Genomic DNA, 18,429 nt, shown 5'->3' with positions numbered 1-18,429 from the left:
CCACCGCATCGAAGCCCACACCGACCTCCTGTTCACCAAACGCCACCTCTTCCACCGCTCCCACATCGAACTCGACTTCGGCGGCCACCGCATACACACCGAAGGCATCGAGAAGAACACCCACGACAACCCCTTCGGCGCCGTCCTCTCCTTCCGCGGCACCCCCACCGACACCACCGTCAAGCACACCCTGAGCGCGGCCATGCCGGACCTCTCGGACCTGTTCGAGGTGGGCGACTCCTCGAAGTTCGCCGTCGGCCAGTGGTGGGCCGTGGAGATCAACGCCCTGGCCGGGCAGTACGAGAAGGAGATCCAGCGGCTCGTCCAGGTCACCGATGTCGTCGACGCCTCGCACGTCCGGGTCAACTACCAGATCGGCTGGGACCTGGCCGCGGGCCGCACGCTGACCTGGACCCGCGTCGAGCCCGTCGACCGCGCCCATGTCCGCAACATGGTCTTCGAGGGCTGGGGCGAGGACGAGATGACCGGCTCGCACCCGGTCGCGTACGAGTACGCGGTGCGGTGCGACGTCTCCGGGATCGAGGCCATCGGGACCTTCTGGCCGGTGGTGATGCGCCGCTGGTGCACGTACTACCGCACCGAGCAGTGCTCGCTGACCAACCCGAAGTCCGTCACCTACGGCGGCGCGGGCTACCTCACCCAGCAGATCTACTGCCTGTACGGGCACGTGGAGGACTGTCACACCTCCAACGCCCGTCATCTCAACGACTTCACGGCCTCGGCCTACTGCTACGTCACCAACTGCCACGGCGACGGTGACGACGAGGGCCCGTTCGTGACGCACGGCCAGTTCGAGCACGACCTCGTCTACACCGGCAACTCCGGCCTGATGACGTTCGCCAACTCCGGTGCCGCCTGGGGCGGCAGGGCCAAGCGGATCACCGTACGCAGGCACGCCTGCTCCTGGTTCGTGGCCCGGGTCAAGATCACCGATCTGACCCTGGAGGACGTGCTGGTCATCGGGAAGAAGTCCCTGGCCGGCTCCGGAATGCTCTGGGTCAACGCCGACGGCGTGCAGATGCGCGGCTGTACGGCCACCGGCCCGCTGATCGTCTCCCGGGCTTCCGACCTCTCCGCCCGCCCCAATGTGATCGCCGACTCCTCCTTCGCGTTCGCGGCGGGCGCGGAGATCACCCAGGCCAACGTCACCGCCCCGCTCACCCTCCAGCGCTCCACCCTGAAGGGCGTCGACGGCGCGGTGTTCAACGGCACCGGCCCGCTCACCCTGGACCAGTGCACGCTGACCGGCTCCGCCGACACCGCCCCGGTCTCGCTCGCGCACGCCGACATCACCGTGCTCGGCGGCGTGCTCCGCGACACCGGACTGAAACTGACCTCGGCGAAGGACCAGCGGCTGCGCGTCGACGGCACCCGGCTGAGCGGCACCAACAAGGACGGCGCCCTGCTCGCCCGCGGCGGCTCCGGACGGACCGTCGACTGGCAGCTGTCCGGGCTCGACTCGACCGCGCCCAAGGGCACCGCCCATGTGCTGGTCACCGAGGGCCCCAACCGCTACCGGGCCACCGGCTCCACCTTCACCGGCGGCCGGCTCGAACTGCGGCCCGCGGCGTTCACCGGCGACAGCCATCTGCTGCACACCGGCTGCGTCGAGGACGGCACCGAGCGCACCGCGCTGCCCGACGAGGGCGGCCGCGTCGCCCACACCACGGCCACGCTGCGCATCTGACCACCTCAGGGCCTCTCGTCCGGCCCGCACCCGCTCCGGACGAGAGGCCCCGACCCATCGAGCACCAGGGATTCCCGTGTCCACGCATACCCCGATCACCGGCCGGCCCGTACGGGTCGCGCTCGTCGGCGCCGGCAACCGCGGACTGACGTACGCCGAGTGGATCAAGGCGCACCCCGAGCGCGCCGAGCTCGTCGCCGTCGCCGATCCGCGCCCCGCGGCGCGGGCCGCCGCCGGCGCACCCGTGGAGTTCGACGACTGGCGGCCGCTGGTCGAGAACCGCATCGCCGACGCCGTCGTCGTCGCCACCCAGGACCGCTTCCACGTGGAGCCGGTGCTGGCACTGGCCGAGGCCGGTTACGCGATCCTCTCCGAGAAGCCCCTCGCCCCGACCGAGGAGGAGACCCGCCGGATCGTCGAGGGCGTGGAGCGGGCCGGGGTCCTGTTCGCGGTGTGCCACGTCATGCGGTACACCCCGTACACCGACCTGGTGAAGGAGGTCGTGGACTCCGGGGTGCTCGGTCAGCTGGTCTCCCTCGACCATCTGGAGCCGGTCGGCTGGTGGCACTACGCCCACAGCTATGTGCGCGGGCCCTGGCGCAGCGAGAAGGACTCCTCCCCGATGCTGCTCGCCAAGTCCTGCCACGACCTGGACTGGATCACCTATGTGATGGGCGGCCGGATCGAGCGGGTGTCCAGCTTCGGCGGACTGAAGCACTTCCGCCCGGAGAACGCCCCGGCCGGGTCCGCCGACCGCTGCCTCGACTGCGCGGTCGAGACCGGCTGCCCGTACAGCGCCCTGAAGCTGTACATGCCGACGCTGCGCGAGAAGGGCGCGGTCTGGCCGGTCACCCATGTCACCGAGGCCACCGACGAGGCCGGTCTCGTACAGGCGCTGCGCGAGGGCCCGTACGGCGTCTGCGCGTACCGCGGCGACAACGACGTGGTGGACCACCAGGTGCTCGCCATGCAGCTGACGGGCGGGGTGACCGCGACCTTCCAGATGGTGGCGTTCACCGAGCAGACGCACCGCCAGACCCGGATCTTCGGTTCGCACGGCTGGCTGATCGGTGACGGCGAGCGGGTCACGGTCCAGGACTTCCGGACCGGCGAGTCCACCGTCCATGAACTCGGCGCCTCCGGTTCGAACGCCGCGGACGGGCACGGTGGCGGGGACGCCGGGCTCGTCGAGGCGTTCGTCACCGCCGTCGCCACGGGCGACGCCGGGGCGGTCCGCTCCGGTCCCGCCACCTCGCTCGGCAGCCATCTCGCGGCGTTCGCCGCCGAACGCGCCCGGCACACCGGCACCGTCCAGACGGTTCCGGCGCAGTGACTTCTTCCCGCCCCACCCTCACGTCCTCGGAGGACCCCCTCATGTCCCGTCTTCTCACCCGCCGTTCCAGAGTCCGTGCCGCGGCCGCCCCCGTGCTGGCGACCGCGCTCGCCGCCGGTGTGCTGGCCGGCTGTTCCGGCAGCGGCAGCGACGACAACACCGTCACCATGTGGACCTACCCGGTCATCTTCGACGAGGCCAAGAACAAGGCGTACTGGGACGGCCTGGTCAAGGCGTTCGAGAAGGAGCACAAGGGCGTCGAGGTGAAGGTGGAGACCTTCCCGTGGGCCAACCGCGACACCGCGCTGGCCACCGCGATCGCCTCCGGCAAGGGCCCGGACGCGGTCTACCTGATCCCGGACCAGCTGCCGAAGTACGCCAAGAACATCGTCCCGGCCGACGACTACATGCCGGCCGCCGCCAAGTCGGACTACACGGACTTCGCGCTGAAGTCCGTCACGGTCGACGGCAAGGCGCTCGGTACCCCGATCCTGACCAGCGCCAACCCGCTGATCTGCGACAAGCGGGTGTTCGCCGCGATCGGTGAGAAGACCTACCCGACGAGCTGGGCGGACCTGGAGGCCCTGGCCCCGAAGCTGAAGGCCAAGGGCTACTACGCCACCAGCTACAGCGGCGACACCCAGCAGACCCTGAACATGACCTTCTACCCGCTGCTGTGGCAGGCCGGCGGCGACGTCTTCTCCGAGGACGGCAAGACGGTCACCTTCAACGACGCGGCCGGCGTCAAGGCGCTGACGTATCTGAAGAAGCTCGTGGACGGCGGCTACACCGACAAGGACCTGGTCACCACCACGCCCAAGCTGGAGCAGACGCCGACCGCCAAGGGCAAGATCGCCTGCACCTGGCAGAACACCCCGGCGGACGTCGAGCCGTTCTGGGGCAAGGAGAACATCGTCGTCCAGCCGCCGCTGAAGGACGCGAAGTCGGTCGGCTACGGCACGGTCGGCGCGCTCTCGATGCTGAAGGGCGCCGACAAGAAGAACACCGGCGACTGGCTGAACTTCGTCGCCGAGTCGAAGAACGCGGCCGGACTGCAGAAGGCCGCGGGCTACTTCCCGGCCCGCAAGTCCGGCGGCGACCTGTACCCGGGCGACGCCCTCCAGACGGCGGTCGGCGCCACCCTGCCGAGCATGACCGTGGGCCCGCTCCAGGACAAGGCCCGCGAGGTCCAGGGCGTCCTCGCGCCGGAGATCCAGGCGGCGCTGCTGGGCAAGAAGAGCCCGCAGGAGGCGCTGAACGCCGCGCAGAAGGCCGCCCAGGCGATGCTCGGCCGCTGACCGGGCGCGGTATCGGGGTCCGGCCGCACCCGGACCCCGATACCGCTCCTCCCCGGGGCATTCCCCGCCCCGACCCCCGCAATTCCCCCGTACCGCAAGGAGATCCCCGTGGCAGTCGTCGCGGAACCAACCCGCCGGGGCCGTCGCAGCGGGCCGCAGGCGCGCCGCGAGGCCCGGATCGGCCTGCTCTTCGTCCTTCCGTGTTTCCTGCTCTTCCTGGCGTTCCGGTTCGGTCCGGGCATCGCCGGGGTGCTGATGAGCTTCACCGACTACTCCCTCACGGGCGGCGGCAGCTTCGTCGGGCTGGACAACTTCACCCGCCTCTGGGACGACCCGCTGTTCTGGCAGGCGCTCAAGGTCACCGTCCTCTACACCGTGCTCGCGGTGCCGGGCACGCTGATCGCCTCGGTGTCCCTGGCTCTGATCACCCGCCGCGCGTTCCGCGGCGCCAAGTTCTTCCGTTCGGTGTTCTTCCTGCCGGTCGTCACCTCACTGGTGCTGGCCGCCACCGTCTTCGTCTGGATCTTCTCGACCGGTGGCCCGTGGTCCACCCTGATGAGCTGGTTCGGGATGTCCGAGGGCTCCTGGCTCTCCGACGACGTGCTGGTGCTGCCCGCGCTCGCGATCGTCGGCGTCTGGTCCCGCTTCGGGTACGGGATGCTGATCCTGCTGGCCCGGATGCAGGACATCCCGCGTGAGCTGGAGGAGGCGGCCCTCACCGACGGCGCCGGACCCTGGCAGCGGTTCCGGTACATCGTGCTGCCGCAGCTCAAGCCCGCCCTGTTCTTCCTCGCCGTGATCGAGACGACGGCCTCGTTCCAGGTCTTCGACGCGGTCTACACGATGACCGGCGGCGGCCCCGCCAACGCCAGCTACACGCTCGTCTTCCAGCTCTACGACGCGGGCTTCAAGTACTTCGACCTGGGTTACGCCTCCGCCATCGGTGTCGCGCTCTTCGCGCTGACCGTGGTGGTCGCGGTGATCCAGCGGCTCGTGATCGGGAAGGACCAGTGACCATGACCGCAGCACCCGCCCAGACCGCGACCCCGCCCGGCACTCCGCCCGGGACGAAGGCCCCCGCCGCCCCCGACCGGGCCGCGCGCCGCGCCGAACGCAGACTGCGCAAGCTCTCGGAACAGGACACCGTGCCGCACGGCATGCGGCCCACCCGGGCCGGCCGGATCGGCCGCGCCGTCCTGCTGACGGTGGCCGCGATCGTGACGATCTTCCCGTTCTACGCGATGGTCGTGCTCTCCCTGAAGCCGTCCGCGGCGGTCGAGTTCCCCGGCAGCCTGCTGCCGTGGCCGCTGACCGGCGAGGCGTACGACACCGTCATGAACGCCCAGGACGTGCCGCGCTGGCTGCTCAACACCCTGGTCTACTCGGTGGTCTCGGTCGTCGGCGTACTGCTGCTCGCCTCGCTCGCGGGGTACGCCTTCGCCAAGAAGCGCTTCCCGGGCCGGGAGACGATGTTCTGGTCGTTCCTGTCGATGGTGATGGTCCCGTACCACGTCACGATGATCCCGACCTTCGCGATGATCGCGAAGCTGGGCGGCGTGGACACCTACTGGGGCCTGATCGTGCCGACCCTCGCCAACGCCCAGGCGGTGTTCCTGATGCGGCAGTTCATCCAGGGACTGCCGGACGAGCTCTTCGAGGCGGCCCGGCTGGACGGCTGCAACGAGTGGCAGATCTTCTACCGGATCGTGCTGCCGCTGCTGAAGCCGATCCTGGCCACGCTCGGCGTCTTCGTCTTCCTGTGGCACTGGAACGACTTCCTCTGGCCGCTGGTCATCGGCCAGTCCACCGACATGCGCACCCTGACCGTCGGCATCGCCTCGCTCCAGCAGCAGAACGTGCCGCTCAATGTGGTGCTCTCCGGCTCCGTCATCGCGTTCGTGCCCATCTTCGCCGCGTACATGGTGGGCCAGCGCTACTTCACCGAGGGCGTCACCGCGTCCGGAATCAAGGGATAGTCACCGATGTTCACCGATGAGGCCGCACTCGAAGAGCGGCTCGCCACCCCCTCCCCCGCGCTCGTCGCCGATCTCGGCCGCCTCGAAGGCGATCTGCTGGTGCTCGGCGCCGGCGGCAAGATGGGGCCCAGCCTCTGCCGGCTGGCCCGCCGGGCGCTGGACGCCGCGGGCCGCCAGGACGTGACCGTGTACGCGGTCTCCCGCTGGTCCGACAGGTCCGCCGCCGACGAGCTGGAGGCCGCCGGGGTCTCCACCGTCGCCTTCGACCTGATGGACCCCGCCGCCGACCTCGCCGGACTGCCCGACGCCGGGAACGTCGTCTTCATGGTCGGCGCCAAGTTCGGCTCCGCCGGGGCGCCCTCGCACGCCTGGGCCGTGAACGCCGCGATGCCGGACCGGGTGGCCCGCCGCTGGTCGGGGGCGCGGATCGCCGCGTTCTCCACCGGCAACGTGTATCCGCTGGTCCCGGTCGCCTCCGGCGGCTGCACCGAGAGCGACCCGGTCGGCCCGGTCGGCGAGTACGCCATGTCGTGCCTGGGCCGTGAGCGGATCTTCGGCCACGCGGCGCTGACCCGCGGCACCAGGGTCGCCAACATCCGCCTCAACTACGCGGTCGACCTGCGCTACGGCGTCCTGGCCGACATCGCCTACCGCGTCCAGGCGGGCGAGCCCGTCGATGTGACGACCGGGCACGCCAACGTGGTGTGGCAGGGGTACGCCAACGAGGTCGCCCTGCGCTCGCTGCTGCACGCCGCCGACGGCGAGGCGTTCACCCTCAACCTCACCGGCCCCGAGACCGCCTCGGTGCGCCGGATCGCCCGGTGGTTCGGCGAGGAGTTCGGCAAGGAGCCGGTGCTGGCCGGTGCGGAGGCGCCCACCGCGCTGCTCTCCGACGCGAGCCGCTGCCACGCGCTGTTCGGCTACCCGGACGTCGCTCTGCGCACCCTCGTCGAGTGGCAGGCCGACTGGCTGCGCCGCGGGCTGCCGCTGTCCGGCAAGCCCACCAAGTTCCAGGTCCGTGACGGAAGGTTCTGATCCACTCCATGTCCACTCCCTCCCCCACACCGGCCCCCGCCCTGGACGCGCTCGCCCACGGGGCCGTGATCCCCGCGCACCCGCTCGCCCTGCACGACGACGGCTCCTTCGACGAGCGCCGGCAGCGCGCGCTGACCCGCTACTACCTCGCCTCGGGCGCGGGCGGCGTGGCCGTCGCCGTGCACACCACCCAGTTCGAGATACGGGAACCGGAGGTCGGCCTGTTCCGGCCGGTCCTGGAGCTCGCCGCCGAGACGATCGACGCCGAGGCCGGCCGCCCGTTCATCAAGGTCGCCGGTGCCTGCGGCTACACGGCGCAGGCCGTCGCGGAGGCCGAGACCGCCGCCGGGCTCGGCTACGACGCGGTGCTGCTCAGCCCGGCCGTGCCCGGCGCCGACGAGAAGGGCCTGCTGGAGCGGGCGCGGGCGGTCGGCGAGGTGCTGCCGGTGATCGGCTTCTACCTCCAGGAGGCCGTCGGCGGGCGGTATCTGTCGCCGCGCTTCTGGTCGGCGTTCACCGATCTGCCGAACACCGTCGCGGTGAAGATCGCCCCGTTCGACCGCTACCGCACCGCCGATGTCGTCCGCGCCGTGGCCGCCGCGGACCGGGCCGACGAGGTGGCGCTGTACACCGGCAACGACGACGACATCATCGGCGACCTGCTCACCCCGTACGAGACGGCGGGCGGCGGTCCCCGCTGGTTCGCGGGCGGGCTGCTCGGCCAGTGGGCGGTGTGGACCGGCTCCGCGGTGACGCTCCTGGACGACGTCCGCAGGGCGCGCGCCGGGGACCACGGGGCGATGGTGCGCTGTCTGGCCCGGCGCCCCGAGCTGACCGACGCCAACAGCGCCGTCTTCGACGTGCGCGGCGCCTTCCGCGGCTGCATCGCCGGGGTGCACGAGGTCCTGCGCCGCCAGGGACTGCTGGCGAACATCCGGTGCCTGGACCCGGCCGAGACCCTCTCCCCCGGACAGGCCGAGGAGATCAGCAGGGTGGCCGCGGCCTACCCTTGGCTGACCGATGACGCCCTCGTTGCGGAGCACCTCGATGCCTGGCTCTCCTGAACCCGCCGACCGCTCCCGGGTGGTCGTCGCCGTACCGCCGGACCTGCGGGCCCAGTTCTTCACCGCCGAGGTGTGGCGGGAGCTGGAGCGGGCCGCCGAACTCACCGTCGTCGACGACCACGGGGACCGGGCCGCGGTCGCCGCCGCGCTGCCCGGCGCACGGGCGCTGATCACTTCGTGGCGGGCGCCCAAGGTGGACGGTGCGCTGCTGGCCCGTGCCGACCGGCTGGAGCTGGTGGCGCACACCGGTTCGGCGGTCGCGCCCTATGTCGGCGAGGAGGTGTTCCGGCGGGGCGTCCTGGTCACCCAGGCCGGTGACGAGATGGCCCGCCCGGTCGCCGAGGTGGCCCTGGCGTTCACCCTCGCGCTGCTCCACCGCATCCACCGCTTCGACCACGCCCTGCGCGGCGGTCTGGAGTGGGCGGCGGCGAGCGAGGCCCCGCCGCGCCACGAGATCCACGGCAGCGAGATCGGCGTGCTCGGCGCCTCCCGCACCGGGCGCGCCTACATCGCCCTGGTGCGGGCGATGGGGGCGCGGGTCCGCGTCACCGACCCGTACCTCTGCGACGAGGACGCCCGCGCGCTCGGAGTGGAACGGGTCCCCCTGGAGACGCTGCTCTCCCGCAGCAGGATCGTCGCCGTGCACGCACCGGTCACCGAGGAGACCCACCGGATGATCGGCGCCGAGCAGCTGGCGCTGATGCCGGACGGGGCCGGTCTGGTGAACACCGCCCGCTCGTGGCTGGTCGACGAGGACGCGCTCCTCGCCGAGCTGGCCCGGGGCCGGCTGGACGCGGCGGTCGACGTCTTCGACGCCGAGCCGCTGCCCGTGGACCACCCCTTCCGCGCCCTGCCGAACGTGCTGCTCACCCCGCACCAGGCGGCGGGCAGCGTCGAGTGCCGGCAGCGGCTCGGCGCGAGCGCGGTGGACGAGGTGCTGCGGCTGCTCGCCGGACGCCCCCCGGCCCATCCCGTCACCGTCGACGCACTCGCCCGCCTGCACTAGGCCCTGTCTTCACACTGCGGTCGTCCGGCCGGAGGCCGGGCCGTGCGGCGTCCGGTGCGTGCGATCCCGACAACGCGGCGAGCGTGCGTGCCGGGCGTCGCACGGCAGACGGCAGTTCGAAGACAGGGCCCAGAGCGGATATCGGAAGTGGCGTCGTCCGCCCGGAGGGCGGGCCCGGTGGTGTCCGGTGCGTGCGATCCCGACAACGCGGCGAGCGTGCGGGCCGGACACCGCCGGGCGGACGGGACTTCCGGTACACGCCCCAGGATCTGTCCGGTCCCGCCGGGCACGCGACGCCCGGCGCGCCCTTCGGGCGTACGACGGGACTTCACGGACCCAGCCCTGGGCTCCGAGAACCCCCAACCCCCTTATCGTTCAGGAGATTTCACTTCATGCGACTGATGCGCATCGGCGAGCCGGGCCAGGAGCGCCCGGTCCTCCTCTGCCCCGAGGGCCGTCACTACGACCTGTCCGGCATCACCGACGACATCGACGGCGCGTTCCTCGCCGCGCTCGCCGAGAACCCGCACCTGGTGCCCGCGGAGCCGACGCTCCCGGAGACCGACATCACCGGACTGCGGATCGGCGCCCCCGTGGCCCGGCCCTCCGCGCTGCTCTGCATCGGCCAGAACTACGCGGCCCACGCGGCGGAGTCCGGTGCCGAGCCGCCCGAGCAGCCGATTCTCTTCTACAAGTCGCCGAACACCGTCGTCGGCCCGTACGACGACGTGCTGATCCCGCGCGGCTCGAAGAAGACGGACTGGGAGGTGGAGCTGGCCGTCGTCATCGGCCGCCGCGCCTCCTACCTGGACTCCCCCGCCGACGCCGCCGCGCACATCGCGGGGTACGCCGTCAGCAACGACGTCTCCGAACGGGCCTTCCAGCTGGAGGAGTCGGGCGGCCAGTGGTCCAAGGGCAAGAGCTGCGCCACGTTCAACCCGCTGGGCCCGGTGCTGGTGACGGCCGACGAGGTCGGCGACCCGCAGCGGCTCCGGCTGCGCAGCCATGTCAACGGCGAGCCCCGGCAGGACTCCGTCACCGCGGACATGATCTTCAGTGTGGCGCACCTGGTGCACCATCTGTCCCAGTACCTGGTGCTGGAGCCCGGTGACGTCATCAACACCGGTACCCCGCAGGGCGTGGCGCTCTCCGGCCGCTTCCCGTATCTGGCGGCGGGCGATGTGATGGAGGTCGAGATCTCGGGCCTCGGCCGGCAGCGCAGCGTCTGCCGGCCCGCGTAGCGGGGCCCGGGGGCCCTCAGTCCTCCGGGAGTTCGACCGGGGCGATGTCGTCGAAGACGTCGCCGGGGCCGGGGTTCGTCGCATCGGTCGCGCCGCCGAACTGGGCCATCACGCCCCAGACGGCGTTGAGCGCGGTCTGTACGGCGCCCTCGGCCCACCCGGCCGTCCAGGAGATGTCGTCGCCCGCGAGGAACAGACCCCGGCGGTCGGCGGGCAGCCGGTCCTGCATGAAGTGGGTGAACAGCCGCCGCTGGTAGCGGTAGTGGCCCGGCAGGTTGGCCTTGAACGCGCCCATGAACCAGGGCTCGTTCTCCCAGGAGACGGTCACCGGGTTGCCGATGATGTGCTTGCGGATGTCGACGTCCGGGTAGATCTCGCCGAGCGACTTGAGCATGACGTCCATGCGCTCGTTCGGGGAGAGCGGCAGCCACTTCAGGCTGTCGTCGCACCAGGTGTACGAGAGGCAGATGACGGCGGGCCGGTCGGGGCCGTCGTCCAGCAGATACGTGCCCCGGGTCATCCGGTCGGTGAGCGTCATCGACATGGTGTCGCGCCCCGTCGCCTCGTTCTCGTCGAGCCAGAACGGCCGGTCGACGGGGACGAAGAGCTTGGACGACTCCATGTAGTGGGTGCGCTCCATCGCCGTCCAGTGGTCGATCGGGAAGAGCGCGTCGTCGCAGTCGATCTTGGAGAGCAGCAGCCAGGACTGGCCGGTGAAGATCGCGGCCGGGTAGGTGCGGATGTCGCCGTCGGCGTCGGTGACGGTGATCCGGTTCCCGGCGGTGCGGTGGAGCCGGGTCACGGCCGGGCGCGGTGTGCCGTCGTGCAGCGAGGAGAGCGAGGTGCCCAGCGGCCAGTGGACGATCTTCTGGGGCTCGCGGTCCCAGAGCCGCAGCGGGAGCTGCTGGCTGCCACCGACGATGCCCCGGTGGTGGTCGTCCGCCTCGGTGTAGACGACGCGCAGGATCTCCAGGATGGAGTTGGGGAAGTCGGTGTCCCAGCCGCCGGTGCCGAAGCCGACCTGGCCGAAGATCTCCCGGTGCCGGAAGGACCTGAAGGCGTCGGAGTCGCAGAGGAATCCGTAGAAGGTCTGGTTGTCGAGCTTCTGGACGAGCTTCGCCCAGATCTCCCGGATGCGCGGTACGTCGCGCTCGCGCATCGCGCGGTTCATGTCGGAGAAGTCCGCGCCCTCCTCCAGGCACCGGTTCCAGGCGTCCATCACATCGCGGTAGACCTGCGGCAGGTCGTCGATGGTCCGCGCGTAGTGCGACTCGCCCTTGAGGTCGACGACGGTCGACGGGGTGGCCGCGGAGAGCGGGTTGGGGAACGGCCTGGTCTCCAGGCCGACCAGGTCGATGTAGTGCTGGAGCGCGGTGGAGGACGGCGGGAAGCGCATCGCGCCCATCTCCGCGGTGAGCCCCGGGTCGCAGCCGTCGAAGCCGACGGTGCGCAGCCGGCCGCCGATCTCGTCCGCCTCGTAGACGACGGGCCTGAGCCCCATCTTCATCAGCTCGTAGGCGGCGACGATGCCGGAGAGCCCGCCGCCGATGACGGCGACCTCGGTGCCGTGCTCGGTCGCCGGTATCTGCCCGATGCCGGCGGGGTGCGCCAGGAAGTCGTCGTAGGCGTAGGGGAAGTCCGGCCCGAACATAGTGATCGGCTCGGTGGCGTCGGTGTGCTGGACGGCGTTGGGCACCGTGGACGTCATGGGGTACGGACTCCTTGCGCGGGTGAAGAGGGGTGACGGGGCGGGCGGGCTCAGCCGAGGGAGCCGTAGAGACCGGGGCGGCGGTCGCGCAGATACGGGTTGGCGGCGCGCGAGGCGCTCAGCAGGACGGGGTCCGCCTCGCCGACGACCAGTTCCTCGCCGCGCCCGGCGCGGGTGCGGACGATGCCGTCGGGACCGGCCAGACAGCTCAGCCCGACGAACTCGAACTCGCCTTCCGGGCCGGTCCGGTTGACGTACGCCACGTACATCTGGTTCTCGAAGGCACGGACCGGTACGACGGACTCGGCGACGAACTGGAAGGGGTGCATCTGGGCGGTGGGCACCAGGAGCAGATCGGTGCCCGCGAGGGCGTGGGCGCGGACGTTCTCCGGGAACTCGACGTCGTAGCAGATCATGATCCCGATGCGTACGCCGTCCAGTTCGGTCTGGACCACGGTCTGCTCGCCCGGGGTGAACCACTCCTGCTCGAAGCCGCCGAAGAGATGGGTCTTGCGGTAGTGCGCGAGCGCCGACCCGTCCGGGCCGAGGAGCTGCGCGGCGTTGAAGATCCGCTCGTCCGCGCGCTCCGGGTAGCCGTAGAGGACGGCGAGTCCGTGCCGTCGGGCGATCGCGCCGATCGCCAGGGCGGAGGGCCCGTCGGCCGGCTCGGCCAGCCGGGGCACGTCGGATCCGATCGCGTATCCGGTGAGGAACAGTTCGGGGCAGACCAGCAGCCGGGCCCCGGCGTCGGCGGCCCGCCGCGCGGCCCGGTCGAGCACCTCGATGTTCTCGTCCACGTGCCCGGGGCGTCCGGAGCTCTGGAGCAGGGCGGTGCGCAACGGCGGCATGGCTGACCTCGGACGGTGCGGGCGGGGCGGGGACATATCGACGGTACGGTCCGTCGCACGTGCCCTACAAGACGCGACCATTGCGTGTGCACCGTCGATCCATTGCGCCCCGGCCACCCTGCGCGGCGATTCGTTGCGTGAGGCGTCTTCGCAGGTCACAGGGGTGATTCAGGTCTCATGCGGGGCGGGGTTCAGTCGGGCGCGCCCGAGGAGTAGCGGCGCAGCAACGGCGAGAGGACCAGTACGGATTTCGTCCGCTCCACGTACGGCTCGCCCGCGATCCGTTCCAGGACCTGCTCGAAGTGGCGCATGTCCGCGGCGAAGACCTGCACGATCGCGTCGGCGTCGCCCGTGACGGTGGAGGCCGAGGCGATCTCCGGATAGCGCGCCAGCCCCTGCTTGATCGCCTCCGGCGAGGTGTTGCGGCTGCAGTAGATCTCGATGAAGCCCTCGGTCTCCCAGCCCAGCGCCGCCGGGTCCACCCGGACGGTGAAGCCGGTGATGGCGCCCTCGGCGCGCAGCCGGTCCACGCGGCGTTTCACGGCGGGCGCGGAGAGACCGATCATCGAGCCGATGTCCGCGTAGGAGCGCCGGGCGTCTTCGGCGAGGGCGTGGACGATGCGTTCGTCGAGGTCGTTCAGGCGCACGGCGGGTGGTTCACTTCTCTGCGATGGGCCGGTGTCGGGGGCGGCGCGGGCCGCCCCCGAAGTAGACCACGACGCGCCCGGCCGGGCGCGCTCGGCGCGGAAGGCGACCGGTCAGAACGGGAAGCGCGAGCGGCCGTACTGCACGGAGATCCACTTCTGGGTGGTGAAGGCCTCGACCATGGCGTCGCCGTTCAGCCGCCCGAGGCCCGAGCTCTTCTCACCGCCGAAGGGGACGATCGGCTCGTCGTGGACGGTGCCGTCATTGATGTGGATCATGCCGGTGCGGATCCGCTGTCCGACCCGGACACCGCGCTCGATGTCACCGGTGTGCACCGCGCCGCTCAGGCCGTACGGGGTGTCGTTGGCGATCCGCACCGCCTCGTCCTCGCCGTCGAAGGGCACGAGCAGCGCGACCGGGCCGAAGATCTCCTGGGACAGCACGGGGGAATCGGCGGCCAGTCCGGTCAGCACGGACGGGCTCACCAGATTGCCCTCGGCCCGGCCGTGCAGCAGGGCCGTCGCGCCGTCCGCCACGGCCTGCTCGACGAGCGAGGAAATGGCCTCGGCCTGCGTGGAGTTGATCAGCGGGCCGATCACGGTGCCGGGGGCGGCCGGGTCGCCGACCGGCAGCGAGGCGACCTTGGCGACGAACTTCTCGGTGAACTCCTTCTCCACCGCCCGGTCGACGAGGATCCGGTTGGCGGCCATGCAGACCTGGCCCTGGTGCACGTATCTGCTGAACACGGCCGCGTCCACGGCGTAGTCCAGATCGGCGTCGTCGAGGACGATCAGCGCGCTGTTGCCGCCCAGTTCGAGCACGGCCCGCTTGAGGTGGGCCGCGCACACCGTGGCGACGTGCCGCCCCACCTTGTCGGAGCCCGTGAAGGAGATGACCTGCGGTACGGGGTGCTCCAGCAGGGCGTCGCCGATCTCGGCGATGTCGGTGACGACGACGTTGAGCAGACCGGCCGGCAGTCCGGCCTCCTCGAACACCTTCGCCACCAGCGTGCCGCCGCAGACCGGGGTGTTCTGGTGCGGCTTGAGCACCACCGCGTTGCCGAGGGCCAGGGCGGGGGCGACCGACTTCAGCGACAGCAGGAACGGGAAGTTGAACGGGCTGATGACCCCCACGACGCCCACGGGCACCCGGTAGACACGGTTCTCCTTGCCCTCGGTCGGCGAGGGCAGTATCTGCCCGGAGGGCCGCAGCGCGAGCTGGACCGACTCGCGCAGGAACTCCTTGGCCAGGTGCAGTTCGAAGGCCGCCTTCAGCCGGGTGCCGCCCAGCTCCGCGACGATCGCGTCACCGATCTCGGCCTCGCGTTCCTCGACGACGCGCAGCGCCTTCTCCAGCACCATCCGGCGGTCGTACGGATTGGTGTCGCCCCACGCCCGCTGGGCCTCCTGCGCGCACCGGTAGGCCTGGTCCACCTCGTCGGCCGTGGCGACCGTGATCGAGGCGAGCTTCTCACCGTTGTACGGGTTGAAGTCGATGATGTCCCAGGAGCCCTTGCCCGGCCTCCACTCTCCGTCGATGTACTGATGGGCCAGATCGGTGAAGAAGGACATGAGATCCCTTACCACGGAGGAACGGGCAACTGATTGGGCTTCATGTTACTTACATTCCAAAGAGGTTGAGGCTGATACGCGCACCCGCCGGGAGGGGGCCGGAGACCCCGTACCTCCCGGCCGTTCGCGCCCAAAGACGCCGGTGCCCCTCCGGGCGCGAACGGCCGGGAGGGGCACGGGTGTCACGGGGTCGGGGGGATCAACTCCAGCTGGCGTGCAGCGGCTTGCCCTCGGCGTATCCGGCGGCGCTCTGCACCCCGACGACCGCCTTCTCGGCGAACTCCGCCAGCGAGGCCGCGCCGGCGTAGGTGCAGGAGGAGCGGACGCCCGCGATGATCGAGTCGATCAGGTCCTCGACGCCGGGCCTGGCCGGGTCGAGGAACATCCGCGAGGTGGAGATGCCCTCCTCGAAGAGCGCCTTGCGGGCCCGGTCGTAGGAGGACTCGTCCGAGGTGCGGTTCTTCACGGCGCGCGCGGACGCCATGCCGAAGGACTCCTTGTAGAAGCGGCCGTCGGCGGACTGCTGGAGGTCGCCGGGCGACTCGTACGTACCGGCGAACCAGGAGCCGATCATCACGTTGGACGCGCCCGCGGCGAGCGCCATGGCGACATCGCGCGGGTGCCGGACGCCGCCGTCCGCCCAGACGTGCTTGCCGTACTTCTTCGCCTCGGCGGCGCACTCCAGGACGGCGGAGAACTGCGGCCTGCCGACTCCGGTCATCATCCGGGTGGTGCACATGGCGCCGGGGCCGACACCGACCTTGATGATGTCCGCGCCGGCCTCGACGAGGTCGCGCACGCCCTCGGCGGCGACGATGTTGCCCGCGACGATCGGGACCTGCGGGTCGAGCGCGCGGACGGCCCGGACCGCGCTGATCATGGATTCCTGGTGGCCGTGGGCGGTGTCCACGACGAGCGTGTCGACACCCGCGTCGAGGAGCTGCTTGGCCTTGCCCGCGACATCGCCGTTGATCCCGACGGCGGCGGCGATCCGCAGCCTGCCCTCGGCGTCGGTGGCGGGGGTGTACAGAGTGGCGCGCAGTGCGGCCTTCCGGGTGAGGATGCCGACGAGCCGCCCCTCCGCGTCGACCGCGGGGGCGAGCTTGCGGTTGGCGCCGTCCAGCTTGGTGAACGCGTCGCGCGGGTCGATGTCCGCGTCCAGCAGCACCAGGTCCTTGGACATGACCTCGGAGAGCTGGGTGAAGCGGTCGACGCCGGTCAGGTCGTGATCGGTGACGACGCCGAGGGGCCGCTGCTCCTCGTCGACGACGACGCCCGCGCCGTGCGCGCGCTTGGGGAGCAGCGAGAGGGCGTCGGCGACGGTCTGGCCCGGGGCCAGCACGATCGGCGTGTCGAGCACCAGGTGGCGCGTCTTCACCCAGGAGATGACGTCGGTGACGACCTCGATCGGGATGTCCTGCGGGATGACGACGAGCCCACCGCGGCGGGCGATCGTTTCGGCCATCCGGCGGCCTGCGATGGCCGTCATGTTCGCGACGACGAGCGGAATGGTGGTGCCGGTGCCGTCGGGCGAGGAGAGGTCGACACCCTGGCGGGAACCGACTGCCGAACGGCCCGGGACCATGAAGACGTCGTCGTAGGTGAGGTCGTACGGGACCGAGGGGGTCTCTGTGTAACGACCAGTACCGGGCTCAAGGAAACGCATATCGCTCATTTTTTCACACGAAACGGAGCAGGTCGCTTCCACGAAGACACAACAAAAGACACCCGCGTTCGTATGTTCCTCCGAAGGAACCGGGCGGGAGTCCCGGGCAAGTGGAACCTGCCTTGCCCGCGGACCCTACCCGAAAGACGTTCGAATCATTCCCGATCATCTTCCCTGGACCTGGCGACGAGGGGTCCGGTAGCTTCAAACCCGCAGGTCCCGTGGGTCTCGTCTGCGCCCCGGGGGAACAGCCGGAAGGGTCACAACTTCCGTCATCCGTACGACCGGAGAGGATCACGACCCACCCGTGGAGAGCGAACTGCCGGACATCTACTGCCCGTTCCCCCAGAGAACCAACCCGCACGTCGGGCACACCAGGGTCCACCTCGACGAATGGACCCGCAACACCGGTCTGGTGCACCGCGATTCGGCCAGGGAACGCTTCGTCCAGGCGGACTTCGGAGCGTTCGTCGGCATGGTGTACCCGACCGCCGACAGCAAGAACCTCGACCTCGTCGCCGACTGGTTCGTCTGGCTGTTTCTCGTCGACGACCAGCTGGACGACGGCCACCTCGGCCGCAGCCCGGAGCGGGTGCGGGACGTGGTGGACCTGATGCGCGCCGTGATCGGGGGCGACACCCCGGGCGCCCTGCCGGACGGTCGGCTTCCGGCCGCGGTGGTCGCCCTGGCCGATCTGTGGGAGCGGACCACGCCGTCCGCCGCCGCGCACTGGCGCACCCGCTTCGGCTGGCATCTCACCACGTACCTCACGACGGCCACCACGTGGGAGGCGGGGAACCGGGCCGCCGGGGTGGTGCCGTCCGAGGAGACGTACATCGCCAAGCGCCGCCACACCGGGGCGATACACGTCTGCATGGACCTGATAGAGATCGTGGCCGGGATCGAGGCTCCCGAGTCGATCCACAACGACTCCCGGTTCATCACCGCGCTGGAAGCCTCGTGCAACGTCGTGTGCTGGGCCAACGACGTGTACTCCTACGAGAAGGAGCAGGTGCTCGGCGAGATCCACAATCTCGTCCATCTGGTCCGGCACCACCGCGGCTACGGCGAGCGGCAGGCGCTCGAACACGTCTGCGCGGAGATCACCACGGAGACGGAGCGCTTCCTCACCGCCGAGGCGGAGCTGCTGGCCGCGTACCCGCAGCTGTCCTGGATGCTCACGCCGTACCTGGACGGCATGCGGAGCTGGATGCGCGGCAACCTGGACTGGTCGCGGGAGACCCCGCGCTACAACCCGGCCGAGGTGAGCCAGTACGAGGAGCCGGAGGAGTACCTGGAGGCGACGGTCCTGGGCGTGGCCCCGGACTGA

At 70.8% G+C, this 18,429-nt stretch carries 15 protein-coding genes; 10 read left to right on the top strand and 5 right to left on the bottom strand.

Going from position 1 to position 18,429, the window contains the following annotated elements; translation table 11 throughout:
- The 9 genes from ACFVFH_RS19310 to ACFVFH_RS19270 form a co-directional block, all read left to right on the top strand.
- Positions 1-1,708: peptidase C14 (locus tag ACFVFH_RS19310; protein WP_383769904.1), on the top strand; the 1,708-nt coding region annotated here is incomplete at its 5' end.
- 76 nt (positions 1,709-1,784) lie between these two features.
- Positions 1,785-3,041, top strand: a complete 1,257-nt coding sequence (locus ACFVFH_RS19305; protein WP_383769902.1) for a Gfo/Idh/MocA family protein — start codon at positions 1,785-1,787, stop codon at positions 3,039-3,041.
- Between the two features lie 41 nt (positions 3,042-3,082).
- Positions 3,083-4,339: an extracellular solute-binding protein gene (locus ACFVFH_RS19300; protein ID WP_383769900.1), complete on the top strand. Its 1,257-nt coding sequence runs from the start codon at positions 3,083-3,085 to the stop codon at positions 4,337-4,339.
- A 108-nt stretch (positions 4,340-4,447) separates the two neighbouring features.
- A complete protein-coding gene (locus ACFVFH_RS19295; protein WP_344517604.1) occupies positions 4,448-5,353 on the top strand; it encodes a sugar ABC transporter permease in 906 nt (301 codons plus the stop codon).
- Between the two features lie 2 nt (positions 5,354-5,355).
- Positions 5,356-6,315: a carbohydrate ABC transporter permease gene (locus ACFVFH_RS19290; RefSeq protein ID WP_383769897.1), complete on the top strand. Its 960-nt coding sequence runs from the start codon at positions 5,356-5,358 to the stop codon at positions 6,313-6,315.
- A 6-nt stretch (positions 6,316-6,321) separates the two neighbouring features.
- Complete coding sequence (locus ACFVFH_RS19285) at positions 6,322-7,350, top strand: NAD-dependent epimerase/dehydratase family protein (RefSeq protein ID WP_383769894.1); 1,029 nt, start codon at positions 6,322-6,324, stop codon at positions 7,348-7,350.
- A gap of 8 nt (positions 7,351-7,358) precedes the next feature.
- A complete protein-coding gene (locus ACFVFH_RS19280) occupies positions 7,359-8,414 on the top strand; it encodes a dihydrodipicolinate synthase family protein (RefSeq protein WP_383769891.1) in 1,056 nt (351 codons plus the stop codon).
- Positions 8,398-9,420 carry a hydroxyacid dehydrogenase gene (locus ACFVFH_RS19275; protein ID WP_383769888.1) on the top strand — a complete coding sequence of 341 codons (1,023 nt, stop codon included), beginning with the start codon at positions 8,398-8,400 and terminating at the stop codon, positions 9,418-9,420. Before ACFVFH_RS19280 ends, ACFVFH_RS19275 begins: the two co-directional genes overlap by 17 nt.
- Before the next feature lie 392 nt (positions 9,421-9,812).
- Positions 9,813-10,661, top strand: a complete 849-nt coding sequence (locus ACFVFH_RS19270; protein WP_383769886.1) for a fumarylacetoacetate hydrolase family protein — start codon at positions 9,813-9,815, stop codon at positions 10,659-10,661.
- A gap of 16 nt (positions 10,662-10,677) precedes the next feature.
- Here the strand turns inward: ACFVFH_RS19270 and ACFVFH_RS19265 are convergent, their stop codons facing one another.
- The 5 genes from ACFVFH_RS19265 to ACFVFH_RS19245 form a co-directional block, all read right to left on the bottom strand.
- Positions 10,678-12,369: a flavin monoamine oxidase family protein gene (locus tag ACFVFH_RS19265; protein ID WP_383769883.1), complete on the bottom strand. Its 1,692-nt coding sequence runs from the start codon at positions 12,367-12,369 to the stop codon at positions 10,678-10,680.
- 50 nt (positions 12,370-12,419) lie between these two features.
- On the bottom strand, positions 12,420-13,217 hold the full coding sequence (locus ACFVFH_RS19260) for a carbon-nitrogen hydrolase family protein (RefSeq protein WP_383769880.1): 798 nt from the start codon (positions 13,215-13,217) through the stop codon (positions 12,420-12,422).
- Positions 13,218-13,408: 191 nt separating this feature from the next.
- Entirely contained in the window at positions 13,409-13,864 is a 456-nt protein-coding gene (locus ACFVFH_RS19255) for an Lrp/AsnC family transcriptional regulator (RefSeq protein ID WP_383769878.1), read from the bottom strand.
- Positions 13,865-13,975: 111 nt separating this feature from the next.
- Positions 13,976-15,433, bottom strand: coding sequence for an aldehyde dehydrogenase family protein (locus ACFVFH_RS19250; protein WP_383769875.1), 1,458 nt, complete (start codon positions 15,431-15,433; stop codon positions 13,976-13,978).
- A gap of 199 nt (positions 15,434-15,632) precedes the next feature.
- A complete protein-coding gene (locus tag ACFVFH_RS19245) occupies positions 15,633-17,099 on the bottom strand; it encodes a GuaB1 family IMP dehydrogenase-related protein (protein WP_383769872.1) in 1,467 nt (488 codons plus the stop codon).
- A gap of 307 nt (positions 17,100-17,406) precedes the next feature.
- Here ACFVFH_RS19245 and ACFVFH_RS19240 point away from each other — a divergent pair, with 307 nt between their 5' ends.
- On the top strand, positions 17,407-18,429 hold the full coding sequence (locus ACFVFH_RS19240) for a terpene cyclase (RefSeq protein WP_383769869.1): 1,023 nt from the start codon (positions 17,407-17,409) through the stop codon (positions 18,427-18,429).

Source organism: Streptomyces sp. NPDC057697, from assembly GCF_042799335.1.
GTDB lineage: Bacteria > Actinomycetota > Actinomycetes > Streptomycetales > Streptomycetaceae > Streptomyces.
This window is presented reverse-complemented; position numbering and strand designations above follow the sequence as displayed.